The sequence below is a fragment of the Longimicrobiales bacterium genome, assembly GCA_035764935.1.
Taxonomy (GTDB): domain Bacteria; phylum Gemmatimonadota; class Gemmatimonadetes; order Longimicrobiales; family RSA9; genus DASTYK01.
Genome location: DASTYK010000177.1, coordinates 1 through 26,676 on the forward strand (window position 1 = coordinate 1; position 26,676 = coordinate 26,676).

A 26,676-nucleotide genomic window follows, 5' to 3' on the forward strand; every position below is an offset into this window, starting at 1 on the left:
CCACCAGTCCTTGAGGGACGTGAACACACCCCGGATGTCCATGTGCACATTTCGCACGCGCTCATTGATGACGAAGAGGTCGGGGTAGTAGTAGATGATTGTCCACGGCTGCTCGTCGCGTATCAGGCGCTGGAACTCGGCGTAGAGGGGCAGCGCATCCTCGCGATCTACCGTGCGCTCGAGGGCCTCGATCAGGGAATCGGCTCGGGGATTGGCGTACCCCGCGAGCTGCATATCGCCATCCAGGTGATCCGAGTGGAAGGAATCGCGCAGGTTGAGGTGGAAGTCGCTGCTGAAGCCGAGCTGCGCGGCATCGAACGTTCGCGGTCCGGTGACATCCGCGATCATCGTGTTGTAATCCACGCCGCGCACGTTCACCGTGACGCCGATGGCGGCCAGGTCCCCACGCACCAGCTCGGCCACGTCGCGGTTGAATGCGTTGACGGTCGGAGCCCAGTACTGAATGCCGAACTGCGAGCCGTTCCGCAGCTCCACTGTGCCATCCCCGTTGCGGTCCTCGATCCCGCGCGATGCCAGCAATGCACGCGCCGAGTCGGGAGAGAACGGGAGCGGCTCGACGTCCTCGGGATAGGCCCAGTGGAAGGAGGGCACCGGCCCGGCTGCGAGTTCCCCGTATCCGTACCTGAGCGTCAGCATCCGCTCACGATTCAGTGCCATGGCCAGCGCCCTGCGCACGATCGGATCATCGAGCGGCGGGTGCCGGTTGTTCCAGCCGATCGCGAAGTACTGTCTGGTCGGACGCGCGATTCCACGCAGTTGCGGAAGCGAGTCGAGCCGCGCGAAGTCGCCCGCGGGAGCACCGAGCGCCAGGTCGATCGTGCCGGCCCGCAACTCGGCAACCTGTGATGCCTGTTCCGGAATGATTCGCATCACCACGCGATCGATCTGCGGGCGTCCTCCGAGCGCCTCCGGGAAATCGTCGTTCGCTCCGAACACCCACCGATCGTTCGCGCGGAAGTCCAGAAACCGGAATGGCCCGTTGCCAACCGGCGCCCTGCCGAACGACGCCTGCCTAGTCCGCTCCGGTGGGATCGTGTCAAGCAGGTGCCTGGGAACGATGGGCAGGAACGGCAGCCCGGTCAGCGGTCCCACGTGAGGGGTGTACGACACCCGCACGGTAAAGGAGTCGAGAGCTTCGGCGCCCGTCCAGTGTGTCAGGTACGATGCGTTGGGGAACATCGTCCGGGGATCCTTCGCGCGCTCGATCGTGAATACAACGTCTTCCGCCGTGGTCGGTTGGCCATCGTGCCAGCGCACGTCCCGCCGCAGGTGGAAGATCGCGCCGGTATCACCGAGCATCTCCCACGACTCTGCCAGCGCCGCCATGTACTCCAGCGTCGAGTCATAGCGGATCAGCGGGAGGAACAGCAGCTCGCCCGCGACCTCCTGTCCCCACCGGTCCGCGGAGGCGAGCGGGTTGAGCGTACCCAGGTCGGTCGCAAGTCCTATCACCAGCGTGCCGCCCCGCCTCGGCCGCGCCCCGTCCTGCGCCTCGTCGTTCCCTGCATCGCCCGCACATCCGACCGCCAGCACCAGCCCTGCGGCTGCAGCCGCACCACGCAGCCATCGCATCGTCGTCATGGCTCCCTCCGGTCGAGTGTATGCATGCGCGTCAGCACGCCGCGAACCAGCTTCGTGAAATCATCTCGTGCCGCTGCGCCCGCTGCCACCACCTCGTCGTGTGACAGGGGTGTGGGCATGATGCCAGCCGCGTAATTCGTGATCAGCGAGATCCCGAGCACGCGCGCACCCTGCGCGCGCGCAACCAGGACCTCCGGCACCGTGCTCATGCCCACGGCGTCGCCGCCCAGCCACTGCATCATGCGGATCTCCGCGGGCGTCTCGTAGCTCGGCCCCAGCGTCGCGACGTACACGCCGCGGCGCACGCGGATGCCATGCTCCACCGCGACCTGCTCCGCCAGCGACAGCAAGCCCGGATCGTACGGCCGGGCCATGTCCGGGACGCGCGCTTCGTCGCCGTGCACGGGCCCCGACAGCGGATTGCTCCACAACAGGTTGATGTGATCGTCGATCAGCATCAGGTCGCCCGGCGTGAAGCTGCGGTTCAGCCCGCCGGCCGCATTGGTCACCAGCAGGGTGCGCGCACCGAGTGCCAGCATGACGCGCGTCGGCAGTGCGACCGCCGCCGGGCTGTGCCCCTCGTACAGGTGGAAGCGACCCTGCAGTGCGATGCAGCGGACACCCTCGAGACGACCCGCAACCAGCAGCCCGCGGTGCCCCTGGACGGCCGGGGCGACGAAGCCCGGAACGTCGGAGAACGGGATCCGCACCGCGTCCTCGATCTCGTCCGCCAGCTCGCCCAGTCCCGAGCCGAGCACGAGCGCGACGTCCGGCGTCTCGTGCAGGCGCTCGCGCAGCGCGTCGAGCGCGTCGCTCGTGGACGGAATCTCCAGGTCAGTCACTGTCCGGCTGCGCTCACACCAGCATGCCCGCGATGGTGGCGGTCATGAACGCGGCGAGCGAGCCCGCGACCATGGCACGCAGGCCGATGCGAGCCAGGTCGCTTCGGCGGTGCGGCGCGATTCCGCCGATGCCGCCGATCTGGATCGCGATCGAGCTGAAGTTGGCGAAGCCGCAGAGCGCGTACGTCGCGATCACGACCGACCGCGGCGACAGGTCCGCACCCCCTGAAAGAAGCGTGGACAGCTGCAGGTAGGCAACGAACTCGTTGACCGCCGTCTTCACCCCCAGCAGGGAACCCACCGTAAAGGCGTCAGCCCACGGCACACCCATCAGCCACGCCAGCGGCGCGAGCAGCACCCCGAGCAGCCACTCGAGCGTGATCCGGCTCCCCTCCGCCATCCAGCCCGCGCCGATCAGCAGATCGTTCAGGTGGGTCCACTCGCCCACCAGTCCGAGCAGTGCGTTCAGCAGTGCGATCAGCGCAATGAATGCGAGGAGCATGGCGCCGACGTTCGCGGCCAGCTGCAGTCCTTCGCCGGCCCCTCGGGCGGCGGCGTCGATCGCGTTCGCGTCCGGCGTCTCGACGTGCACCTTCAGCTCGCCGCGCGTGACCGGCTCCTCCTTCTCCGGATACATCAGCTTCGCGAAGACCAGCGCGGCCGGCGCGGACATCACGCTCGCGGCGAGCAGGTGACCGGCGATGTCGGGGAAGAAGGCCATCAGCATGCCGACGAAGGCCGCCATGACGCCGCCCGCCACGGTCGCGAATCCGCCCGTCATCACCGCCATCAGCTCCGACATCGTCATGGTGCCGACGAACGGCTTGATCAGCAGCGGTGCCTCCGTCTGGCCGAGAAAGATGTTGCCCGTGGCGGACAGCGTCTCGGCGCCCGATGTGCGCATCGTGCGCATCATCACCCACGCCATCCCCTTCACGACGAGCTGCATCACGCCGAAGTAGTACAGCAGCGTCATCAGCGACGAGAAGAAGATGATCGTCGGCAGCACGTTGAAGGCGAAGTACGCGCCCGTCGACGCGACCATCCCCGGCTCGACCGTGAACAGGCCGTTGCCGGGGTCGCCCGTGCCGATCGGCACCTGGTTCCAGACCAGATTGCCGAAGAGGAACTGCGCACCCTGTACCGTGAACCCGAGCAGCGCGACGATGACGTCGTTCACGGTGGCGAAGATCGCCTCACCTGCCGCCGTACGCAGGATGAAGAGGGCAAAGACGAACTGCAGAGCAATGCCCCACAGGATGATCCGCCACGGAATCGAGCGCCGGTCCACCGACAGCAGCCAGCCGATCAGCAGCAGGGTGACCATGCCGAGCAGCGAGACCAGTCGTGCGTGGAACGGCGTGTCGATGTCCGCCCGCAGGTCCTGCAGCGACGTTGCGCCACCCGCCAGCGTATCGGTCAGCGGCGGCGCACCCGGCCCGACGCCGCTCGCGACCGAGTCCCGGATCGCGGTGGTGTCAGCCTGCAGGGCGGAGTCGGCCTGCACGGTCGGGCGGACCTGCGGTGACGCATCCGCCTGCGCTGGTGCGTCGGCCCGGGGTGATGCGTCAGCCGGCAGTGACAGGTCGGCCTGCGGTGTCGCAGCGGCATGCTGCGCACCGTCGGCGCGCGCCGCCTGCGCATATACGCCGGCCGCGAGCAGCACGGCGGTGACGAGCCAGAGCGCGTACCGCACGCGCAGGCCTGGATGCTTCATCGCACCATTCCTCAATACCAGCCGCGGTGGTCGATCTCGAATGGACTCAGCCGGATCTTGCGCCTGCGCGCTTCGACCAGGGTACGGTTCTCGAACAGCTTGACCAGGAGCAGGCCGGCGACGAAGCCGCCCACGTGCGCCCAGAAGGCGACGCCCCCGGAACCGGGCGTCGTCGCCGTGCCGGACAGGAACTGGAGCAGGAACCAGTACGCCAGGATGATCCACGCCGGCACTGCAATGATGCGCAGGAAGATGATCAGGATGATCAGCGTCTGGATCCGCACGCGCGGGTACAGCAGCATATAGGCGCCCATCACACCGCTGATCGCGCCCGACGCGCCCACGATCGGGATCATGGAATCCAGCTCCATGTACACGTGCCCGGCGGCCGCTGCCACACCCACCAGCAGGTAGAACACGATGAAGCGCAGGTGCCCCATCGAGTCCTCCACGTTGTTACCGAAGAGCCAGAGGAACCACATGTTCCCGAGCAGGTGCACCCAGCTCCCGTGCATGAACATGCTCGTGAACACCGCACCCCATGTCAGCCCACCGAACTCGCACGGCGGCAGCCCCGGCCCCAGGTCGATTCCCTCGTACCCGCCCGTCCTTCCGGTCAGCTCCGCCGGGATCGCGCCGAACCTGCACACCGATTCCGCCAGCGAGACGTCGGACAACCCCGCACCCTGCACGTACAGCCATACCAGCACGTTCAGCGCGATCAGCGCGATCGTGAAGTAGGGCGTCAGCAGCGTCGGATTTTCGTCGCGTAGCGGGAACATCGATCTCCGGTGGTGGGTGCGCGCCAGAATAGTGCGCGCGCGTCAGAGGTGTCAACGAAACCGGTCTCTGCCAGCACGGCAGGTTGACGGCGCACGGCTCGGCCGATCTGGCCGAAAATGCGCCCGTTACCCGGCATGCGCGTTGCACCCGCGACGTGTGCGAGCGGCACACGGCGGCGCCAGCTCGGCTGTTCGGCACGAGCCGGCGGCGTCGGAAACGGCCGCCCCACCGCAGGACCCTTCAGCGAGGAGTAAGGATGGGCAAGGTCATCGGAATCGACCTCGGCACGACGAACTCGTGCGTCGCCGTCATGGAAGGCGGCGATCCGGTCGTGATCCCGAATGCGGAAGGCGGCCGCACGACACCGTCGGTCGTTGCATTCACGAAGGACGGCGAGCGCCTGGTCGGGCAGGTCGCCCGCCGGCAGGCGATCACCAACCCGAAGAACACGATCTTCTCGATCAAGCGCTTCATGGGGCGTCGCGCTGGCGAGGTCTCCGAGGAGAGCAGCCGCGTACCGTACGAGATCACGACGGATGCGCAGGGGCGCGTGCAGGTGAAGATCCCGAACGTCGACAAGGCATTCACGCCCCCCGAGATCTCGGCGATGGTGCTGCAGAAGATGAAGCAGACCGCCGAGGACTACCTGGGCTCGGACGTGACCCAGGCCGTCATCACGGTTCCGGCGTACTTCAACGACTCGCAGCGCCAGGCGACCAAGGACGCGGGCAAGATCGCAGGGCTGGAAGTGCTGCGCATCCTGAACGAGCCGACCGCGGCCGCGCTGGCCTACGGCCTGGACAAGAAGAAGGACGAGGTGATTGCCGTCTTCGACCTGGGCGGCGGCACCTATGACATCTCGATCCTGGAGCTGGGCGACGGCGTCTTCGAGGTGAAATCGACCAACGGCGACACGCACCTCGGCGGCGACGACTTCGACCAGCGTGTGATCGACTGGCTGATCGAGGAGTTCAGGAAGGACCAGGGCATCGACCTCTCCAAGGACGCCATGGCCCTGCAGCGCCTGAAGGAGGCGGCGGAGAAGGCCAAGATGGAGCTGTCGACCACGTCCTCGACGGATATCAACCTGCCCTTCATCACGGCGACGCAGGAGGGGCCGAAGCACCTGAACCTGACGCTCTCGCGCGCGAAGTTCGAGCAGCTCGTCGACGACCTGATTCAGCGGACGATTCCGCCGATGGAGCAGGCACTCAAGGATGCGGGGCTGGATGCGGGCAGGATCGACGAGGTCATCCTGGTCGGCGGCTCGACGCGTATCCCCAAGGTGCAGGAGACCGTCAAGAAGTTCTTCGGCAAGGAGCCGCACAAGGGCGTCAACCCCGACGAGGTCGTCGCCATCGGTGCCGCCATCCAGGGTGGCGTGCTCGCCGGCGACGTCAAGGACGTGCTGCTGCTCGACGTGACACCGCTCTCGCTCGGAATCGAGACGCTCGGCGGCGTCATGACCGTGCTGATCCCGCGCAACACCACGATCCCGACCAAGAAGGCGGAAACGTTCTCGACGGCCGAGGACAGCCAGACGACGGTCGAGATCCACGTGCTGCAGGGTGAGCGGCCGATGGCCGCCGACAACCGCACGATCGGCCGCTTCCAGCTCACCGGCATCCCGCCGGCACCGCGCGGCATGCCGCAGATCGAGGTCGCCTTCGACATCGACGCCAACGGCATCCTGCACGTCGCCGCCAAGGACCGCGCGACCGGCAAGGAGCAGAAGGTCCGCATCGAGGCGTCCAGCGGGCTCTCCGAGTCCGAGATCGACAAGATGGTCAGGGACGCGGAGTCGCATGCGGGCGAGGACAAGGAGCGCAAGGAGAAGATCGAGGCGCGCAACCAGCTCGACTCGCTGATCTACCAGGTGGAGAAGGACACCAAGGACTGGGGCGACAAGGTCTCCGCCGACATGAAGTCCCAGATCGACAGCGCACTCGAGCGCGCCCGGGCCGCGCTCAAGCAGGACGACGCCGGCGAGATCAACTCCGCGCGCGACGCGCTCATGCAGGCGTTCACCGCCGCCGGGCAGCAGTTCTACCAGGCCCAGCAGGCCGAGCAGGCGGCGTCCGGTCAGCCGGAAGGCGCCGCGACCGAAGAGCCGGCCGCGTCCCAGCAGGCACCGGCCGATGAGGACGTGGTGGAAGCGGACTACGAGATCGTGGACGAAAAGAAGGAGTAGTCCGGGAGTTTCGGAAGCTCGAAGGCTCGGGTCGTCGAATTCCCGGGGGGTTGGAGAGCCGGAAGTGGTTCGGAGGCGGTCAGGAGTTCTGGCCGCCTCCTTTTCTTTCCCGGGTTTTTCGTGCGCAGGTTGTGGCTGCTCCCTTCTCACGCAGAGACGCAGGGTAGCGGAGACGCAGAGCTGCCATCCGTGGATGATGATCCAAGGCAACGTTGCTCGGCTCTGCCTTCGGCCGGATGGGTGCAACGTTGCCTGCGATTATCGAAGGCAACGTTGCTCGGGTTCGCTGACAGCCGAACGAGTGCAACGTTGGCTGTGATTTTCGAACGCAACCTGGCTCGTGTCGCTGCGTGGCGCACCCGGCCTGTCCCGCCCGGGCGTGGAGCGGCCCCTGCCAACTGGATCAACTCGTGTCCACCCATTAACTTGCAGGGAAGTCTCCCCACAGACCTCGGACTCCATCGGCTCACATGAACGGCTCCGCCAGGCTGCTGGTCATTGCAGGTGCGGGTGTGCTCCTGCTCGCGGGCGTAGGCGCGGGTGTGCTGCTGACGCCGCCCGAACGCGTCACGGTGCCCGTCCTGGATGCACCGGCGCGGCCTCCGGTCGTGCAGAACGTGGCATCCGTCCGCCGTGCCTCCGAGCTGTCGGACGCGTTCATCTCCATCGCGGAGACAGTGACCCCGGCGGTGGTGCGGATCCAGGCGGAGCGGACCGTGGCCCATCCGCGGTCGGGGTGGCTGCCGCGCGGGCTGCACGATTTCTTCGGCGGGATGGAGCAGCCGGACTCGATGCCGCTCGAAGTGCCGGAGGTCGGCGGCGGGACGGGTTTCATCGTTTCCAGCGACGGTTACATCCTCACGAACAACCACGTGGTCGAGGGTGCGACGCGCATCGTCGTGTCGCTGCCCGACCGCCGGATGTTCGAGGCGGCGATCGTCGGGCGGGATCCGACCACGGACCTGGCGGTGATCCGCATCGACGCGCGCGGCCTTCCGGCGGTCTTCCTCGGTGATTCGGACGAGGCGCGGGTGGGCGAGTGGGTGGTCGCGATCGGCAACCCGGGGTTCGACGAGGCCAGCACACTCGACTTCACGGTGACGAGCGGGATCGTCAGTGCCAAGGGACGTCCGCTCAACATCATCGACACCGGGACCGAGGCGTCCAGCGACGGCTTCCGCTACGCGATCGAGGATTTCATCCAGACGGACGCGGTGATCAATCCGGGCAACTCGGGTGGTCCACTCGTGAACCTGCGCGGCGCGGTGATCGGCGTGAACACGGCGATCGCGACATCGACCGGCTACAACCAGGGCTATGGTTTCGCGATCCCGTCCAACCTGGCTCGGCGCGTCATGACGGACCTGATCGAGAAGGGGTATGTCGAGCGCGCGCTGCTCGGCGTCTCGATCGTCGACGTCACGCCTGAGGATGCGGAGGTGTACGGGCTGCCCTCGATCGCAGGCGTGCTGGTCGAGGACTTCGCTGGCGACTCCCCCGCCCGCCGGGCCGGGCTGCAGCGCGGTGACGTGATCGTGGAGATCAACGGCCAGCCAGCACTGCGGGTGGGACAGCTGCAGCGGCTGGTCGCCGGCCACGCACCGGGCGAGTCCGTGCGCCTGGGCGTGATCCGTTACGGCGAGCCGCGCGAGCTTTCGGTCGAGCTGATGCGGGCGCCGGTGGTGCGGGCACCTGCGCCGAGCGAGCCGCGTCGGGCCAGTGATCCGATGCTCGGCCTCGACATCGCGGACCTGGATGCGGAGCTGGCGCGACAGCTCGGCTACGCGCGCGCCGGGGGCGTGGTGATCACGGACGTCGTTCCCGCGAGTGCCGCCGATCGCAAGCGGATCGGGATCGGTCACCGGGTCGTGAGCATCGATCGGACGCCGGTGGAGTCGGCTGCGCAGGCCCGCCGTGTCCTGCGTGCGGCGCGCACCGGCCAGATCGTCTCCCTGCTGCTGCAGTACCCGGACGAGCGCACGTACATCGCGAACGTGCGGGTGCCCTGAGCCAGCGCGCCGCACTACAGCCCGGCTCACGAGAAGAGGACGCCTGGTACGCTGCAGGGTGCGCTTGCCGTCTCCGCAGCGCAGTCCGGTCACAGGCCGCCGTCCGGTCACAGGCACAGCGTGCTCCCGGCCCGCCCGTGACGTTCACGCCCCCACCTGCTCGCGTTCCCACTGACCCGCCACGACGGAGGCGGAGCAGGACGTCGCATACCCGCACCGGACCGGCCGTTTCGTCGGTTGAACGCGCTTCTGCCGCCTGTTAGCTTTTCAGCGGTATTTCCGGGCGAAAGTGGCGGAACTGGTAGACGCGCGAGACTTAGGATCTCGTGGGCTCGCCCGTGGGGGTTCGAGTCCCCCCTTTCGCACTGGGCAGAACCTTTTCAGGCGGATCATGGCCAATCAGACGGCAGAGCTGCAGGTCAGCATGGAGAAGCCGGGCGCGTGGGCGCGCCGGTTGACGATCACGGTGCCCGCGGCGCGGGTGGATCGCGAGAAGAAGGCGGCAGTCCAGCGTTACGCGAAGCAGGTGCGGATGCCTGGCTTCCGCAAGGGCAAGGTCCCGGTGCAGCTGATGGAGAAGCGCTGGGGTCCCGCGATCGAGCAGGAGGCCATCGAGAAGCTGGTTGGTGATGCGTACCGGGAGGCGATCGAGCAGGAGGGGCTGGAGCCGATCTCGCAGGGCGCGATCGACCACATCCACTACCACGCCGGTGAGGACCTGACGTTCCACGTCGAGCTCGAGGTCCGGCCGGAGATCGAGCTGGAGCGACTGGGCGGCTTCCAGCTCCAGCGCGAGGCGCAGCCCGTCACGGACGAGCAGGTCGACCAGGTGATCCAGCGGCTGCAGGACGAGAACGCCGTGTGGAACCCGTTGCCGGAGGGGGAGATCCCGCTGGTCGGCGACATGGTGACGGTCGAGATCACGCCGAAAGACGATGCGACGGAGGCGGCTCCGGACCAGACGCGCAGCTACGAGATCGTGCTGGGCGAGGGTCAGGCGGTCCCGGCGATCGAGGAAGTGATCCGCACCCTCAAGCCGGGCGACGAGAACACGTTCGAGGTCGAGCTGCCCGAAGATGCGTCCCAGCCGGACTCGCCCACGAAGCCGCACACGGTCCACATCCGCATGCTCGCCGCCAAGCGCGCCGAGCGTCCCGAGGTCGACGATGCATTCGCCGGCTCGGTTGGCGACTTCGATTCCGTGGACACGCTGCGCGCCCGCATCCGCGAGGACCTGGGCGCGGAGGCAGCACGCGAGGCGGAACGCAACGTGCGCTCACAACTGATCGGGCAGATCGTCGAGGCGAATCCGTTCGAGGTGCCGAACGCCATGATCGAGCGCTACCTCGAGCAGATGCTGCCCGTTCGCGACAATGCGGATGCGGAGCGCGTTGCGGAGATGCACCAGCAGCTGCGGCCGGTGGCGGAGCAGGCGCTGCGTCGCATGCTGGTGATCGACCGTGTTGCAACGATGGAAGCGCTGCGGGCCACACCCGAAGAGGTGGACGAGCGCATCGCGAGCCTGGCCGAGCGCATGGGCCGGCCGGCCGCGGAGGTGCGTCGCCAGCTCCAGCAGAACGGCCGCATCGCGGAAATCGAGGAGGAGATCACCGAGAACAAGGTGTTCGGCTACCTCGCGTCGCTGTCGACGATCCAGGACTAACGGGTATCACAGGTTTTCAAGGCGAAACGAGGCGGCATGGCCACGATCTATCCACCGTATGTCATCGAGCGCACCAGCCGCGGCGAGCGCAGCTACGACATCTTCAGCCGGCTGCTCATGGACAGGATCGTGTTCCTGGGCACGCCGATCGATGACACGGTCGCCAACATCGTCATCGCGCAGCTCCTCTTCCTGCAGGCGGACGATCCCGAAAAGGACATCTACCTCTACATCAACAGCCCGGGTGGCTCGGTGTACGCGGGTCTCGCGATCTACGACACCATGCAGTACCTGAGCACGCCGGTGAACACCATCTGCATGGGCCTGGCCGCCTCCATGGGCGCACTGCTCCTCGCCACGGGCACCGCGGGCAAGCGGAGTGCGTTGCCGAACTCGCGCATCATGATCCACCAGCCGGCCGCGGCCCAGGGGATCGGCGGGACAGCCGCCGATATCGAGATCCAGGCCAAGGAAATCCTGTACGCCCGCGAGCGGCTGAACCAGATTCTGGCAAACCACACCGGCCAGTCGGTCGAGCAGGTCGCCGAGGACGTGGACCGCGACCGGTTCATGAGCCCCGTCGAGGCGAAGGAGTACGGCATCATCGACCAGGTGGTCGAGCACCGGTCCCAGATCGAGAACGGCGACAGCGCTTCGCTCTCGGCGAAGGATCGTTAGATTACAGTCTCGGGGCGCCCGGTACATCGGGCCGGGCGCAGGCGTTCCCCACCAGGAGTCGTGTCCGATGGCGAGCGACAAGCATCTCCGCTGCAGCTTCTGCGGCAAGTCCAAGGAGTCGGTCAAGAAGTTCATCTCCGGCCCCTCGGTCTACATCTGCAACGAGTGTGTCTCGCTCTGCAACGAGATCCTCGCGGAGGAAGAGGAGCGCGAAGCTGCGGAAGCGGTACCGCGCGTACCCACGCCGCGTGAGATCAAGGACGTCCTCGATCAGTACGTGATCGGCCAGGAAGAGGCGAAGAAGTCGCTCTCCGTTGCGGTCTACAACCACTACAAGCGCGTCAACCACCATGGCGTGCTCGACGACGTCGAGATCGAGAAGTCGAACATCCTGCTGGTCGGCCCGACGGGCGTGGGCAAGACGCTGCTCGCGCAGACACTCGCGCGCATCCTGCAGGTCCCGTTCACGATCGCGGACGCAACGACGCTGACCGAGGCCGGCTACGTCGGCGAGGACGTCGAGAACATCCTGGTGCGGCTGCTGCAGGCGAGCGATTTCAACCTCGCCGAGTGCGAGCGCGGCATCGTCTACATCGACGAGATCGACAAGATCGCACGCAAGTCGGAGAACCCGTCGATCACGCGCGATGTCTCGGGCGAGGGTGTGCAGCAGGCGCTGCTGAAGATCCTGGAGGGCACGGTCGCGAGCGTGCCGCCGCAGGGCGGCCGCAAGCATCCGCAGCAGGAGTACATCCAGATCAACACCCGCAACATCCTGTTCATCTGCGGCGGTGCGTTCGACGGCCTCGACAAGATCGTCGAGCAGCGCACGGGGCAGCGTCGCATCGGCTTCGCGGACAGCAACGCCCCGCCCCGCAACACCGAGGCGCCGCTCCAGGCCGTGGAACCCGATGACCTGCTGCGCTTCGGCCTGATCCCCGAGCTGGTCGGCCGCCTGCCAGTGCTCGTCACGCTGGACGCGCTGAACGAGCCCGCACTCGTGCGCATCCTGCAGGAGCCGAAGAATGCGCTGCTCAAGCAGTACGACAAGATGTTCCAGCTGGAGAACATCCGCGTCAATTTCGAGCCGCAGGCGGTACGTGCGATCGCGCGCCGCGCGATCGAGCGCGGCACCGGCGCCCGCGGACTGCGCGCCGTGCTCGAGACGATCATGCGCGATGTGATGTTCGACCTGCCGTCGCGTGAGGACGTCCGTGAGATCGTGGTCACGGAAGAGGCGGTGACCGCAGGACGTCCGCCACTCCTCGTGCTGCACCCGGAGAACCGGAAGAAGGAAGCGTAGAACGGACACGGCCTGGGTCCCTGGGCCGGGGCCGGGGTTTGTTCTCCGACAGTGTTCGTTTCTTCGAAAGGCATCTGGCTTTTTGCTGATCAAGTCGGTCGAATTTGCGGGCGCGGTGGCTGCGCCGAACGGGCCCAAGCCTGCTTCCCTGCCTGAAATCGCCTTCTCCGGCAAGTCCAATGTCGGCAAGTCGTCGCTGATCAATCGCCTGCTCGGACGCACGCGTACACCGGTTGCGCGGGTGTCTGCAACGCCGGGCAAGACGCAGGAGATCAACTTCTACGAGGTGCGGGCGTCGGCCGGCGGCGGAGCTGACGCCTCGTTCTTCCTCGTCGATCTGCCGGGCTACGGCTTCGCGCGGGTCCCGATGGCCGTGCGTGCGAAGTGGCAGCCGCTGATGGAGAGCTACCTGGGCGGGTCGAAGGAGCTGAAGGGCGTCGTGCAGCTGATCGATGCGCGCCATGGCCCGACCGCGGACGACCGCCGCATGATCGAATACCTCATCGGCCTCGGCCTGCCGGCCCTCTTCGTGCTCACCAAGGCGGACAAGCTGGGCAAGAAGGAACGCGACAGGCAGCTCGCGAAGGTGACGGAGGACCTGGGCGTCGATGCCGAGCAGGTGCTGGCGTTTTCGGCGAAGACGGGTGAGGGGCGCGAGGAGCTGCTCGCGAGCGTGGAGGGGTTGCTCGTGGGGTGAGATTCCCTGGTTTCACCACGGAGCGCACCGGGCGACACAGAGTTCCGTGATCTCCGTGGTGAAACAGATCGGCCGGATCACAACGGTATTTCGTACTCCTTGATCTTCCGGTAGAGCGTCCGCTCCCCCATTCCCAGCATTTCCGCCGCCCGCCGCCGGTTGCCGCCCACATCCTTTAGCGCCGCAATGATCGCGGCCTTTTCGATTTCCTGCAGCGTCATGCCGGGCCGGTAGACGACGACGGAACGCTCGTCTTCGGCGTCGACGTCCTCGATCTCCAGGTGCTCGAGGGACCGACCGTGCGGTCGGATCGAGTCGTGGTTCACGGCAACGCCGACGGGGGTGGCGGTGGCGTCCGGCGCATAGTGGAACGGCGGTGGTGGCATCGACGGCAGCGTGTGCGCGCGACGGTACTGCTCGAACTGTGAGCGCAGCTCCTCCATGTCGATGCGGAGCTGGAGGATCGTGCGGAACACGAACTCGAGCTCCGGCGACGGTGCGTGCTCGAGGCCCTGCGCCGTTCGTGGCACGGGCACCGGCAGCATGCGCGAGCGGCTGCTCGCTCCCTCGCGTATTTCCGGCGGCAGGTCCTCGGGCTCGATGCGTGCGCCGGGGGCCATCACGCACATCGACTCGACCAGGTTGCGCATCTCGCGGACGTTGCCGGGCCAGTCGTAGTCGACCAGTCGCTCCATCGTTTCCGGTGCGAGACTGATCGGGGGGCGACCCATCTCCCGGCTGGTCTCGCGGATGAACGTATCGATGAGCAGCGGGATGTCGTCGCGTCGGTCCCGCAGCGGCGGCAGATTGATCTGCACGACGTTCAGCCGATAGAACAGGTCGCCGCGGAACCGCCCCATCTCGACCTGGGTGCGCAGGTCCTGGTTCGTCGCGGCGATCACGCGCACATCGACCGAGATCGACTCCTCGCCGCCGACGCGCATGAACTCGCGCTCTTCCAGCACGCGCAGCAGCTTGGTCTGTGTCGCGATGGGCATCTCGCCGATCTCGTCCAGAAAGAGCGTGCCCCTGTCCGCGAGCTCGAAGAAGCCCTTGCGCTGACCGATCGCGCCGGTGAACGCGCCCTTCTCGTGGCCGAACAGCTCCGACTCGAGCAGTGTCTCGGGCAGCGCTGCAACGTTGGCGGCGATGAACGCGCGGTTGCGCCGCGCGGAGAGCATGTGAATGCCCCTGGCAATTCGCTCCTTGCCGGTGCCGCTCTCCCCCGTGACGAGCACGGTCGTATTGACGGGCGCGACCTGCACGACGCGCTCGAGCGCGTCCATCATCGGCTCCGACTCGCCGACGATGCCGGTGAGCTTGCGCAGGCGCGTGCGCTGGACGAGCAGCTGCCCGGTCCGGCACACCTCGTCGATGTCGACCGGCTTGGTGAACGCCCGCGTCAACCCGAGCTGCCAGCGCGCCTCCGGCGTCGTCTGCGTAATGGAGTCGGCGAGGCCGATGACGGGCAGATGGTCGTGCTCGGCGGCCTCGCGGACCAGGCGACGCGCCTGCTTCTCGTTCAGGCCACCACTCAGGATGAGCAACGCCGGATCGCGCACGTCGGCGATCTTCTCGCCCGGCGTGACCAGCTCGACCGTGTAACTCGCCGCCTCGAAGGCATCGCGCAGCCGCACCGCCGGCTCGAGATCGTACGTCGTGATCAGAACGGTCTCAGGCATGGACAGCGTCAAGATCCATCGGCTGAATGATTCTGTGTGTCCGTGCCGCGGAGCAGCCTGACGGCATGCACCACAAGGGGCCCGAGCACGGCGAGCCCGTCCTGCACGCCCCCGGTGCTGCCGGGCAGATTCACGATCATGGCGCGACCGCGGATTCCCGCCACACCACGCGAGAGGACGGAGTACGGTGTCGATGCGGTTCCATGAGCGCGGATCGCCTCTGCTACGCCGGGCGCCTCGCGCTCGATGACCGCACGCGTCGCTTCGGGTGTCACGTCGCGCGGGCTGAAGCCGGTACCCCCCGTCGTGACGACCAGCTCTGCACCCGCGTCATCCACGAGCTGCAGCAGCGTCGCGGTGATGTCGGCCGCATCGTCGCTGACGACTTCATGGGTGACCAGCACGCGACCTTCTGCACGCGCCCACGCCGCGACTGCGGCACCGCTCGTATCCTCGCGCGTGCCCGACGCAACACCGTCGGAGATGGTCAGCACGGCTACCCGGATCGGCTGCACGCTACCGCCGCGCGGAGCCGTCCTTGTAGAACGGCGGCCGAACGATTTCGGCCGGCACCGGCTTGCCGCGCACCATCACTTCGATGGCGGTGCCCGGCCGCGCAGCGTCGGCAGGGACATAGGCGAGGCCGATACCCTGCTCGAGCGATGGCGCGTGGGCGCCGCTCGTCACTTCGCCGGCAGGCTCGCCGTCGATGCGGATCTCGTAGCCGTGGCGCGGGAAGCCGCGCTCCTTCAGCACGAATGCGACGAGGCGATCGCGCACGCCGGCCTCCTTCTGCTGCCGGAGCGCTTCGCGGCCGATGAACTCACCCTTGTCCAGCTTGGTCACCCAGCCGAGGCCGGCCTCGAGCGGCGTGCGTCGCTCGTCCAGATCGTTGCCGTACAGGATGTAGCCCATCTCGAGGCGGAGCGAGTCGCGCGCTCCCAGTCCGACCGGCACGACGCCCTCCTCCTGGCCGGCCTCGAGGATCAGCCGCCACACGCGCACGGCGCTCTCCGCCGGCAGGTACAGCTCGAAGCCATCCTCGCCCGTGTAGCCGGTACGACTGATGATCGCGGGGACATCCCCGATGTCGCCCTCCGCGAAGTGGTAGTACGCGATCGTGTTCAGCTGTGCCTCGGTCAGCTTCTCGAGGACGCGCTGCGCGCGCGGGCCCTGCAGCGCGAGCAGCGCCGTCTCGTCCGAGCGATCGGTCACCTGCGTGCCGAAGCGCTCCGCGTGCTTCATTACGTGGTCGCGGTCGCGATCCTGGTTGGACGCGTTCACCACGATCATGTAGTGGTCCTCGAAGCGGTACACGATGCAATCGTCGATTGCACCGCCGTCCTCGTTGCAGAGCACGGTGTACTGTGCCTGGCCGACGGCGACCCTGGACGCGTCGTTCGTCGTGATGTACTGCACGAGACCGAGCGCGTCGCCTCCGCGGACCTCGAGCTCTCCCATGTGGGAGACGTCGAACAGGCCGGCGCGCTCACGCACCGCCCTGTGCTCCTGGATGATCCCTGTCGGGTACTGCACCGGCATCTCGTACCCGGCGAACGGAACGATCTTCGCCCCCGCCTGGACATGCTCCTCATAGAGCGGTGTCCGCTTCAGCCTCTCCGCCATGTTCTCCTCATCCTCTGACGGGCGCACACCGCCCGTATCGATCGTGTACATCCGGCCTCCGAGTGGGCACTGCAGGATGCAGGGTCGGGCATGCGACGGGCGGCGAGCCGCTCGTCGCTCGCGGTCACGCTCCCATCAGCCGCGCCATGATCGCCTTCTGCACGTGCAGCCGGTTCTCCGCCTCATCGAACACGCGCGAGCGCGGGCCCTCGATCACCGAGTCGCTCACCTCTTCACCGCGATGCGCGGGGAGACAGTGCAGGAAGATCGCGCGACTCGATGCACGCGCCAGCAGGGCGTCATCGACATGATACCCCTTGAATGCGCGCTGTCGCTGCGCAGCTTCCTCTTCCTGCCCCATTGATGCCCAGACATCGGTGTTCACGACGTCCGCGCCTTCCACCGCCTCGGCGGGATCCGTGGTCAGCACGATCCGCGCGCTCTGCCGCGCTCGTTCGAGGATCGCGCTGTCCGGCTGATAACCCTCCGGGCAGGCCAGCCGCAGCTCGAAGCCGAAGCGGTACGCCGCGTTCAGCCAGGAGTGCGCCATGTTGTTGCCGTCGCCGACCCACGCGATTTTCACGTTGCTCACGTCCGTGCCGAACTCCTCCTGCACCGTGAGCAGGTCGGCGAGGATCTGGCAGGGATGCAGCAGGTCCGTCAGCCCGTTGATCACCGGCACACCCGAGAAGCGGGCAAGCTCCTCGATCGTGTCGTGAGCGAACGTGCGGATCATGATACCGTTCACGTAACGCGAAAGCACGCGCGCGGTGTCGCGGATCGGCTCGCCCCGTCCGATCTGGATGTCACGGGACGACAGAAAGAGGGCGTGTCCGCCCAGCTGGTACGTGCCGACCTCGAAGCTCACGCGCGTGCGAGTCGAGCTCTTCTCGAAGATCATCCCAAGTGTCCTGCCACGCAGCGGCTGTTCGTGGTACTCACCCGTCTTCATCCGCCGCGCGAGGGCGAGAAGATCGTAGAGCTCTTCGCGCTCGAAGTCGGGGATGGCAAGGAAGTGTCTCGGCATCAAGGTGTCGTGGTTCGCGTTCGTCGTGGTGCTGCGTTCTTTTTTTCACCGCCGAGGCGCGGAGGGCGCGGAGAAGGGCCGAAGAACGAATTCATGTTGCCGGCTACGCGGCCGGGAAGGATCCCGGCGAAATCCATCAGTGCCGACGTAGCATCCAGCATCAAAGTCATTCCTCAGCGGCAGTTTCTCTGCGTCCTCAGCGTTCTCTGCGGTGAATGAATCAGCCCTGCAGGAGCACGTACGTCAGAACTACAGGATATACCTCCTCAGATCCTCGTCCTCGACGATCGACTTAAGCCGGTCCCGCACCTGCGCGGCATCGATGCGGATCGCATCCGTCCCGCGCTCCGGCAGGTCGAAGAGGACGTCGTCGAGCAGTGTCGTGAGCACCGTGTGCAGCCGGCGCGCGCCGATGTTCTCCATGCGGTGGTTCACGTCGGCGGCGATGCGGGCGACCTCGCGGATGCCGTCGTCCGAGAACTCGAGCTGCGCCTTTTCCGTCGAGATCAGCGCCTGGTACTGCCGGATCAGCGCATTCTTGGGTTCCGTCAGGATGCGCACGAAGTCCGCCTCGGTCAGCGCGCTCAGCTCCACGCGGATCGGGAAGCGCCCCTGCAGCTCCGGGATCAGGTCGCTCGGCTTCGACACGTGGAACGCGCCGGCCGCGACGAACAGCACGTGGTCGGTGCGAACCATTCCGTATTTGGTCGAAACCGTAGAGCCCTCGACGATCGGCAGCAGGTCGCGCTGCACGCCTTCGCGTGAGACGTCGGGGCCCTGCCCCGCGCGCTCGCCCGCGATCTTGTCGATCTCGTCGAGGAAGACGATGCCCATGTCCTCGGCACGCTCGAGCGCCTCGTTCACGACCTCGTCCATGTCGACCAGCTTGTCCAGCTCGTCCTGCAGCAGGATGCGACGGGCCTCGGCGATGCTGACCGTGCGGCGCTTCTTCCGCTTCGGCATCATGTCCTGCAGCATCTCCGTGAAGTTGTCCATGCCCTCCGCGCCCATCGGCAGCATCATGTTCTCGATGGGCAGGTTCTGCTGGACCTCCACGTCGACCATCCGCTCCTCGAGCTTGCCGTCCCGCAGCAGCGTCCGCAGCTTCTCGCGCGTGCGCTCGCGCCGCTCCCGGATGCGACGTCGCTCGTCCTCGTCCGTCATCTCCTCCTCGCGCGCGCGGGCGTCACTGCCCACGATGAACGCGCGCGGGCGCTGCGGCGGCTGTGTGCCGTCCTCCTCCGGCTGGTCGTCGTCGGGCTGCGGCAGCAGCAGGTCGAGCAGCCGCTCCTCGACGCGCTCCTGCGCGACCTCCTCGACGTCCGCCTCGCGCTCGTCGCGCACCATGTTGACGGACATGTCGACCAGGTCGCGGATCATCGATTCGACGTCGCGGCCGACGTAGCCGACTTCCGTGAACTTCGACGCCTCCACCTTCACGAACGGCGCGCCGGCCAGGCGCGCGAGCCGTCGCGCGATCTCCGTCTTGCCGACACCCGTCGGGCCGATCAGGATGATGTTGTTCGGCACGATCTCGTCGCGCAGCTCGTCCTCGACGCGCTGGCGGCGCCAGCGGTTGCGCAGCGCGATCGCGACCGCGCGCTTGGCGGCATTCTGCCCGACGATGTACTTGTCCAGCTCCGCGACGATCTGCTGCGGCGTCAGCTCCTCCAGCCACGCCGGCTCGCCCGGTGCAGCACCGTTCGCCGTCTGAGCATCCGCTACATCGACTTCTCTCACGGTCCCTTCTTTTCTCCCGCCTCGTCGCCCAGCTCGAGGACCAGGATGTTCTTGTTCGTATAGATGCAGATGTCGCCGGCGATCTCCAGCGACGTGCGCACGATCTCCGGTGCCGGCAGGTTCGCATGCTGCTTCAGCGCACGCGCCGCCGCCAGCGCAAAGGCACCGCCACTGCCGATCGCCGCGACCTCGTCGTCCGGCTCGATCACGTTGCCGTCCCCACTGATGACGAACAGGTGGCGGGCATCCGCAACCGTGAGCAGCGCGTCCAGCCGCCGCAGGTACCGGTCAGTCCGCCAGTCCTTGGCGAGCTCGACCGCGGCACGCGGCAGGTTGCCCGGGTAGCGCTCCAGCTTCTCCTCGAACTTCTCGAACAGCGTAAACGCATCGGCGACGGAGCCCGCGAAGCCCGCCAGCACCTTGCCATCCTTCAGCTTCCGCACCTTCTGCGCGGACGCCTTCATCACCGTCTCGCCCATCGTCACCTGGCCGTCGCCGCCCAGGGCGACCCGGCCGTCGTGCCGGACCGCGACGATGGTCGTAGCATGCATCTGTATGCCTGACATTTATTTATCTCCATTCTGGCCGGCGCCGGCCCCGGAGGGCGGAGCAACGCCGGGGGCTGGGTCGGAAGGTACCGGAACCGCAGAGGTCTGCCAAGATGGCCGAAATGCGGGGATCAGGGGCGCCGGTCGTGCGATCTCGAACGGGCGAGGGGTGTGCAGACTGATTGCCGGGGGTGAGAGGCCACTCGTTCGACCGGAGGTGGTGCGAGGCCACTTGTTCGACCACGGCGGGTGCAAGGCTACTCGCCCGACCACGGCGGGTGCAGGGCCACTCGTCCGACCACGGCGGGTGCAGGGCCACTCGCCCGACCACGGCGGGTGCAAGGCCACTCGCCCGACCCTCAGGGATCGTTAGCTTTTTGCCCGGCGCAGCCGCCGCAGGATCGCCAGCGGTCGGCCGGCCCACGGAGCACCGGCGCGATGGCCCCATCGTGTGGCCGGCGCCACCGGCGTGCTGACGAACCCGGGAACCAACATGCGCGTCGCCCTGACAACGATCACACTGCTCGTTCTCTCCAACGCCTTCATGACGGTCGCGTGGTATGCGCACCTTCGCGAGCTGAACACGAAGCCCTGGTACATCGCAGCTCTGGTGAGCTGGGGGATCGCGTTGTTCGAGTACCTGCTGCAGGTGCCCGCGAACCGCATCGGCTACACCACGTTCTCCGTCCCGCAGCTCAAGATCATGCAGGAGGTGATCACGCTCAGCGTGTTCGTCCCGTTCGCCCTTTTCTATCTGAAGGAGCCGCTCAAGCTGGACTACCTGTGGGCTGGCCTCTGCCTGTGCGGGGCCGCGTACTTCATGTTCAGGGGGATGGTGACCACGCCATGACGCTCGACCGGAACCCCTTCCCCGAGGGCGTGATCGTGCGCCTTCCCGGCGAAGGCCGCCATTACGCCTGCGGCCCGATGGACAGCACCTTCCTGGCCGACGGCGCGGAAAGCGAGCGTCGCTATTCCGTGTCGATCTGGCGCGTCGCCCCGGACTGTCCGGGGCCGGGAGCCCACTCGCATGAGGCGAACGAGGAACTGTTCTTCGTGATCGAGGGGACCATGACGTTCCTCGTCGGCGACCGGCATATCGAGGCCCCGACGGGTACGTTCCTGCGCATCCCCGCAGGCGTGACACACGACTTCGAGAACCGGACGCAGACGCGCGCGAGTGCGCTCAACGTTTTCATTCCGGGCGGGTTCGAGGACAACATGCCCGCGATCGTGGAGTGGTTCCGGGAGCAGGCGACGCAGGAGGAGGGGTAGCACAGCCTCTGCTGCGTGTGCGCTACGCCCGCGGATGCGCCTGCTGGTACACCTTCTTCAGTCGCTCCTTCGACGTGTGCGTGTAGATCCGTGTCGTCGAGAGCGATGCGTGCCCGAGCAGCTCCTTGACCGCCATCAGGTCCGCGCCCGCGTCGAGCAGATGCGTGGCGAAGGAATGGCGGAGCGAGTGCGTCGAGAGGGCGTCGTCGTCCGCCGCCTGCTTCAGGAACGTCCCGACGATCGTCTGGAGCTGCCGCGTCGAGAGGCGCTTGCCGCGCTCGGAGATGAACAGCGCGTTCCTGTCACCCGCCGCACTGCGCAGCACCTGGTCGCGCTTCGGCTCGTAGCGGCGCAGCGCCTGCACCGCCGCACGGCCGATCGGCACGATCCGCTCCTTGCGACCCTTGCCGAGCACCTTCACCTGGTCGGCGATCGTGTCCACGTCGGCGACATCGAGCTGCTGCAGCTCTGAGAGTCGCATGCCGGATGCGTAGAACACCTCCAGGATCGCGTGATCACGCACACCACGGAACGAACCTTCCGCCGAGCGATTCTCCGCGAGCGCAAAGAGACGATCGGCTTCGGCACGCGTCAGCCAGCCCGGCAACGTGCGCTCGAGCTTCGGTGACCGGACGCTGCGTGCCGGATTCGCATCGAGCACGTCCTCGCGCTGCATCCAGCGGAAGAACGACCGCACGGACGACAGCTTGCGCGCGATGGAGCGGCGGGCGAGCTGCCTGCGCGACAGGTGCGCGGCAAAGGCACGCAGCGCACCGCGGTCGACCACGGTCCAGGACCAGTCCTCGGCCTGAAAGTGCCGGTCGAGAAACGCGACCAGCTCGATCAGGTCACGACGGTAGGCTGCAACCGTGTTCGGGCTGAGCTGGCGCCCATCCTCGACGGAGCGCAGGTAGCCCCGGACATGTGATACGACGTCGCGCGTTTCCATGTCCCTCAAGTTGCGCGTGCGGAGAACGTGAGGCAACGACGTCGCACGCGATGGCAGGGACTGCGGGCAAAGCGCCACCCATCATGGCGTGTACGCCCGGCGCGACGCGTCCAGGCGGCGGCGATCGGGGTTACGGCGCCGTCAAGTCTGCATCACGCGTCGCGCATTCGGCCGGATGTCGAGATTCCGGCGTCACACGCCGGATTTCCGTTGGTGCTTCGATCACGTTCGAAGGAAATTCGAGTTGACGGCGCTGAGCGCCGTGAAGTCGAACACGGACACACTCGAGGCTTCGACATGTCGAGTTGACAGCGCCGATCCAGGGAAACGCGGCCCACTCGTATTGCGCCCGGCGAGTTGACGGAGATGGACGCCGTGAAGTCGAAGACGGAGATACTCAAGGCTTCGACATGTCGAGTTGACGGCGCCGATCCTGGGAAACGCGGCCCGATCCAGTTGCTCCGGCAAGTTGACGGCGCCGGCCCAAGGGGAACGCGGCCCACTCGTATTGCGCCCGGCGAGTTGACGGCGAATCGCCCGGGTGAACGACCGCAGCTTCGGCGCCCGCCACCCGAGCCCGCGACCTCACCCCACCCGTGCACCTTCCGCGACCGTCACCGGCTCAATCCCGTGCGCCTCCATCCACTCGCGCAGCGCGCGCTCGTCGCGCTCGACCAGCAGCTCGCGCCGTCGCTTCTTGTCGCGCACATGCTCCTGGAGCGGCGCCAGCAGCCCGAAGTTGGAGTTCATCGGCTGGAACTCGCCCGGCGAGGCGGTGCGCAGGTAGTGGAACAGTCCACCGAGCATGGTCGCAGGCGGTGGCACGGTCGGCTCGAGCCCGCGGAGCAACCGGTCCAGGTTCACGCCCGCCAGGATCCCCGACGCCGCCGACTCGACGTATCCTTCGACCCCCGTGAGCTGGCCCGCGACGATCACCTGCGGTCGTGCGTGCGGTGCGCCGTAGAATGTGAGCCGCGCCGGGAAGTTGAGGTACGTATTGCGATGGATGGAGCCGGTGCGCAGGAAGTCGGCATTCTCCAGTCCCGGGATCATGCGGAACACGCGACGCTGCTCGCCGGTGCGCAGCCGCGTCTGGAAGCCGACCAGGTTCCACATCTGCCCCTGCTGGTCTTCGCGCCGGAGCTGCACCACTGCGTACGGCCGCCTGCCGGTCTTTGGATCACGCAGGCCGATCGGTTTCATCGGCCCGAAACGCAGTGTGTCCTCGCCGCGCGCGGCCATCACCTCGATCGGCAGGCACCCCTCGAAGTACGGGATGCTGCCGTCAGCGACCTGCGGTTGCGAAGACGGATCGCCCGCCTGTTCATGCGGCAGGTTCTCCCAGTCGTGTCCCGCGTAGACGTCCGCCTTGCGCAGTGCAGCGATGAACGCCTCGTACTGCTCGCGATCCATCGGACAGTTGAGGTAATCCGCGCCTTCGCCCTTGTCCCAGCGCGACTGGGCGAACACGCGGTCATGATCGATGGAGTCGTGCGCGACGATCGGCGCGATCGCGTCATAGAAGGCGAGGCCTTCGTCGCCGAGGAGACGGGCGAGGTCGGTGGAAAGGGCGTCGGATGTGAGCGGGCCGGTTGCGAGCACGGCATGCGACGCCGGTACCGCCGTCACTTCGCTGCGCTCGACCGTGATCCGCGGATGCGACGTGACCAGCTCGGTCATGCGCGCGGAGAAGACATCGCGGTCGACGGCGAGAGCGGCGCCGGCCGGTACGCGCGCTTCCCGGGCGGTATGCAGCAGGACGGAGCCGAGCGCGCGCATGTTCCGCTTGAGCAGCCCGTGCGCGTTGGTCGGGTCCTCGCTCTTGAACGAGTTCGTGCAGACGAGCTCGGCGAAGCGGTCGGTCTGGTGCGCGGGCGTGCCGCGCACCGGTCGCATCTCGATCAGCCTGACATCGTGACCGCGTTCTGCGAGCTGCCACGCCGCCTCGCAGCCGGCCAGCCCCGCACCGACGACGAGTGCCTGCGCCATGTCAGCGTTCCCGCCGCCTCGATGTGCCGGACTTCTTCGCGGCGGATTTCCGGGCGGTGCTCTTCTTTGCCGCCGATTTCTTTGCCGGCGACTTGCCGGCGGTCGACTTGCCGGCGGACGCGGTCGACTTCTTCGCGGTCGACTTCTTCGCGGTCGACTTCCGCGCCGAACCGCCCGTCGACTTCCTGGCAGGGCTTTTCTTGGCGGCGCCCTTCTTCGCCGTCGACTTCCTGGCCGTGCCCTTCTTCGCTGCGGATTTCCGACCGGCCTTCTTCGCGGCCGACTTCTTGGCGCCACCACTCGCACGGCGCTCGCGGTACTCCGCGCTGCGTCGCTTCTTCTCCTCGGCCTCGGCTTCCCACTGCGCCCGCGAGCGCTTCGGCTCATCGGCGACATCGAGCCGGCCGTCATCGTTCAGTGTGTACTCCGCCCAGCACTGCGGGCAGCGGATGAACTCGCCGCGCGTCTTGTTGCTCTTCTTCACGACGATCTTCGAGTCGCAGTACTGGCACTCGTGCGGCAGCGGCTCGTCCCAGCTGGACCAGTCGCAGTCGGGGTAGCGCACGCATCCCCAGAACGACTTGCCGCGGCGCGTGCGCTTCTCGGAGACCTCACCGATACCGCACTGCGGGCAGGTGAGCCCCGGGATCGTCTTGGGCTTGGTGTACTTGCAGGTCGGATAGTTGCTGCACGCGATGAACGCGCCGAAGCGTCCCTCGCGCTCGACCAGCTCCGACCCGCAGTTCGGGCACGACTCGCCCGTCGGCTTCGGCTCCGCGCGCGTCTTCTCGTCCAGCGACTGCGTGTTCTTGCACTCCGGGTAGCCGGAGCAGCCGAGGAAGCGGCCGTAGCGGTTCCAGCGGACGACCATCGGCTTGCCGCATTCCGTGCAGTCGACCTGCTCGTCGCCGGTGACGACCTCGCGGATGATCTCCTCGCTCTTGCTCGCGCTCTCGTCGAGCCGCTTCGAGAAGGGGACGTAGAAGTCGTTCAGCACGCCGCGCCAGTCGAGCTCGCCTTCCTCGATGCGGTCGAGCTCCGTTTCCATCCCGCTGGTGAAATCGACCGCGAAGATGTCGGGGAACGCGCGCACGAGCACACCGGCGACCGTCTCACCGAGTGGCGTCGGCTGGAAGCGCTTCTGCTCGAGGGTGACATAGTCGCGATCGGTCAGTGTCGAAATGATCGCGGCGTAGGTCGACGGGCGGCCGATGCCGAGCCGCTCCAGCTCCTTGACCAGGCTCGCTTCCGTGTAGCGCGGCGGCGGCTGCGTGAAGTGCTGCGCGGGCTCGATGCCGTTGTTGCGGCAGCGGTCGCCCTTTGCCAGCTCCGGCAGCGGCGCCTCCTCGTCCAGCGTCTTGTGGTCGCCCTCCTCGCGCGCTTCCTGGTAGAGGCGCGTGAAGCCCGCGAACTTCATGATCGAGCCGGTCGCGCGGAACAGGTAGCTGCGACCCGTATCGCCCCGGATGTCGAAGTCGACGGTCGTCGTGTCGAACAGCGCGCTCGCCATCTGGCCGGCCATGAAGCGCAGCCACACCAGCTCGTACAGCCGGAACTGATCGCGATCGAGGTAGCTCTTCACACTGTCGGGCGTGCGAGCCGGATCCGTCGGTCGAATCGCCTCGTGCGCTTCCTGCGCGCCCTTCTGCTGCTTGCCGCCCCAGAGACGCGTGTTCACGTAATCGTCGCCAAACCGACCGCGCAGGTGATCGCGTGCGACGTCCGCCGCGCTCGATGCAATGCGCGTCGAGTCCGTTCGCATGTACGTGATCAGACCGACGGCGCCTTCGGGACCCAGTTCGACGCCCTCGTAGAGCTGCTGCGCGATGCGCATCGTGCGCTGCGCGGTGAAGCCGAGGCGCTTCGCTGATTCCTGCTGCAACGTGGACGTCGTGAATGGCGGCGGCGGGTTCTTGGTGCGCTCGCGCCGCTTGATCTCGGTGATGACGAACGGCTTGTCCTGCACATCGTCACGGACGCCGAACGCCTCTTCCTCGTTCGGGATCGTGAATGCCTTGCCGTCGATGTGGTGCAGCTTGGCATCGAAGGCGCGCTCGTCCTTCTCGAGGTGCGCCGTGATCGACCAGTACTCCTGCGCCACGAACGCACGGATCTCCTGCTCGCGTTCGGTGATCAACCGCAGCGCAACCGTCTGCACGCGGCCGGCGGAGAGCCCGGGACGGATCGGCTTCCAGAGGATCGGGCTGACCTGGTAGCCGACCAGCCGGTCGAGGATGCGCCGCGCCTGCTGCGCCTCGACCTTGCGCATGTCGATCTCCATCGGCCGCTCGAGCGCACGCTTCACCGCATCACGCGTGATCTCGTGGAACAGCACGCGCTGGAAGCGGCCGTTCC

The 26,676-nt window shown here is 67.1% G+C and carries 21 protein-coding genes and 1 tRNA gene; 9 read left to right on the forward strand and 13 right to left on the reverse strand.

Features of this window, described 5'->3' with window-relative positions; all coding sequences use genetic code 11:
* From VFU06_15570 to VFU06_15585, 4 genes are all read right to left on the reverse strand, one after another.
* Positions 1-1,602 (reverse strand): ABC transporter substrate-binding protein (locus VFU06_15570; protein ID HEU5210814.1); only part of this gene is annotated, 1,602 nt, incomplete at its 3' end.
* Entirely contained in the window at positions 1,599-2,444 is an 846-nt protein-coding gene (locus tag VFU06_15575) for a purine-nucleoside phosphorylase (protein ID HEU5210815.1), read from the reverse strand. The genes VFU06_15575 and VFU06_15570, both read right to left, overlap by 4 nt.
* Positions 2,445-2,457: 13 nt before the next feature.
* Complete coding sequence (locus VFU06_15580; GenBank protein HEU5210816.1) at positions 2,458-4,161, reverse strand: nucleoside transporter C-terminal domain-containing protein; 1,704 nt, start codon at positions 4,159-4,161, stop codon at positions 2,458-2,460.
* A gap of 11 nt (positions 4,162-4,172) precedes the next feature.
* A complete protein-coding gene (locus tag VFU06_15585) occupies positions 4,173-4,943 on the reverse strand; it encodes a rhomboid family intramembrane serine protease (GenBank protein ID HEU5210817.1) in 771 nt (256 codons plus the stop codon).
* A 257-nt stretch (positions 4,944-5,200) separates the two neighbouring features.
* Between VFU06_15585 and dnaK the strand changes: the two genes are divergently transcribed.
* The 7 genes from dnaK (at position 5,201) to yihA (ending at position 13,485) form a co-directional block, all read left to right on the forward strand.
* Positions 5,201-7,135, forward strand: coding sequence for a molecular chaperone DnaK (gene dnaK, locus VFU06_15590; protein HEU5210818.1), 1,935 nt, complete (start codon positions 5,201-5,203; stop codon positions 7,133-7,135).
* A gap of 470 nt (positions 7,136-7,605) precedes the next feature.
* The gene (locus VFU06_15595; protein ID HEU5210819.1) at positions 7,606-9,144 is read left to right on the forward strand and encodes a trypsin-like peptidase domain-containing protein; all 1,539 of its coding nucleotides are present in this window, start codon (positions 7,606-7,608) and stop codon (positions 9,142-9,144) included.
* A 283-nt stretch (positions 9,145-9,427) separates the two neighbouring features.
* A tRNA-Leu gene (locus VFU06_15600) sits at positions 9,428-9,509 on the forward strand.
* A 26-nt stretch (positions 9,510-9,535) separates the two neighbouring features.
* On the forward strand, positions 9,536-10,807 hold the full coding sequence (tig, locus tag VFU06_15605) for a trigger factor (protein ID HEU5210820.1): 1,272 nt from the start codon (positions 9,536-9,538) through the stop codon (positions 10,805-10,807).
* A 36-nt stretch (positions 10,808-10,843) separates the two neighbouring features.
* The gene (locus VFU06_15610) at positions 10,844-11,485 is read left to right on the forward strand and encodes an ATP-dependent Clp protease proteolytic subunit (GenBank protein ID HEU5210821.1); all 642 of its coding nucleotides are present in this window, start codon (positions 10,844-10,846) and stop codon (positions 11,483-11,485) included.
* A gap of 67 nt (positions 11,486-11,552) precedes the next feature.
* Positions 11,553-12,788, forward strand: coding sequence for an ATP-dependent Clp protease ATP-binding subunit ClpX (gene clpX / locus VFU06_15615; protein HEU5210822.1), 1,236 nt, complete (start codon positions 11,553-11,555; stop codon positions 12,786-12,788).
* Between the two features lie 82 nt (positions 12,789-12,870).
* Complete coding sequence (gene yihA, locus VFU06_15620; GenBank protein ID HEU5210823.1) at positions 12,871-13,485, forward strand: ribosome biogenesis GTP-binding protein YihA/YsxC; 615 nt, start codon at positions 12,871-12,873, stop codon at positions 13,483-13,485.
* Positions 13,486-13,562: 77 nt separating this feature from the next.
* Here the strand turns inward: yihA and VFU06_15625 are convergent, their stop codons facing one another.
* The 6 genes from VFU06_15625 to hslV all read right to left on the reverse strand — a co-directional run bounded on the left by VFU06_15625 (position 13,563) and on the right by hslV (position 20,126).
* A complete protein-coding gene (locus tag VFU06_15625) occupies positions 13,563-15,167 on the reverse strand; it encodes a sigma-54 dependent transcriptional regulator (GenBank protein HEU5210824.1) in 1,605 nt (534 codons plus the stop codon).
* A gap of 8 nt (positions 15,168-15,175) precedes the next feature.
* Positions 15,176-15,682 carry a MogA/MoaB family molybdenum cofactor biosynthesis protein gene (locus tag VFU06_15630; protein HEU5210825.1) on the reverse strand — a complete coding sequence of 169 codons (507 nt, stop codon included), beginning with the start codon at positions 15,680-15,682 and terminating at the stop codon, positions 15,176-15,178.
* 1 nt (position 15,683) lies between these two features.
* Positions 15,684-16,844, reverse strand: a complete 1,161-nt coding sequence (gene gcvT, locus VFU06_15635; protein ID HEU5210826.1) for a glycine cleavage system aminomethyltransferase GcvT — start codon at positions 16,842-16,844, stop codon at positions 15,684-15,686.
* Positions 16,845-16,917: 73 nt separating this feature from the next.
* Positions 16,918-17,820 (reverse strand): ornithine carbamoyltransferase, encoded by a 903-nt coding sequence (gene argF / locus VFU06_15640; GenBank protein ID HEU5210827.1) that lies wholly within the window; start codon positions 17,818-17,820, stop codon positions 16,918-16,920.
* 249 nt (positions 17,821-18,069) lie between these two features.
* Positions 18,070-19,560, reverse strand: a complete 1,491-nt coding sequence (gene hslU / locus VFU06_15645; GenBank protein HEU5210828.1) for an ATP-dependent protease ATPase subunit HslU — start codon at positions 19,558-19,560, stop codon at positions 18,070-18,072.
* Complete coding sequence (gene hslV, locus VFU06_15650) at positions 19,557-20,126, reverse strand: ATP-dependent protease subunit HslV (protein HEU5210829.1); 570 nt, start codon at positions 20,124-20,126, stop codon at positions 19,557-19,559. Before hslV ends, hslU begins: the two co-directional genes overlap by 4 nt.
* A gap of 475 nt (positions 20,127-20,601) precedes the next feature.
* On the opposite strand from hslV, the gene VFU06_15655 reads away from it, so the two are divergent.
* Positions 20,602-20,958, forward strand: coding sequence for a DMT family protein (locus tag VFU06_15655; protein HEU5210830.1), 357 nt, complete (start codon positions 20,602-20,604; stop codon positions 20,956-20,958).
* A complete protein-coding gene (locus VFU06_15660) occupies positions 20,955-21,383 on the forward strand; it encodes a cupin domain-containing protein (GenBank protein ID HEU5210831.1) in 429 nt (142 codons plus the stop codon). The genes VFU06_15655 and VFU06_15660 overlap by 4 nt, the downstream gene beginning before the upstream one ends.
* 22 nt (positions 21,384-21,405) lie before the next feature.
* Here VFU06_15660 and VFU06_15665 read toward each other — a convergent pair whose 3' ends face one another.
* The 3 genes from VFU06_15665 to topA all read right to left on the reverse strand — a co-directional run.
* A complete protein-coding gene (locus tag VFU06_15665) occupies positions 21,406-22,332 on the reverse strand; it encodes a tyrosine recombinase XerC (GenBank protein ID HEU5210832.1) in 927 nt (308 codons plus the stop codon).
* Between the two features lie 585 nt (positions 22,333-22,917).
* Positions 22,918-24,321, reverse strand: a complete 1,404-nt coding sequence (gene trmFO / locus VFU06_15670) for a methylenetetrahydrofolate--tRNA-(uracil(54)-C(5))-methyltransferase (FADH(2)-oxidizing) TrmFO (GenBank protein ID HEU5210833.1) — start codon at positions 24,319-24,321, stop codon at positions 22,918-22,920.
* A gap of 1 nt (position 24,322) precedes the next feature.
* Positions 24,323-26,676 (reverse strand): type I DNA topoisomerase (gene topA / locus VFU06_15675; protein ID HEU5210834.1); only part of this gene is annotated, 2,354 nt, incomplete at its 5' end.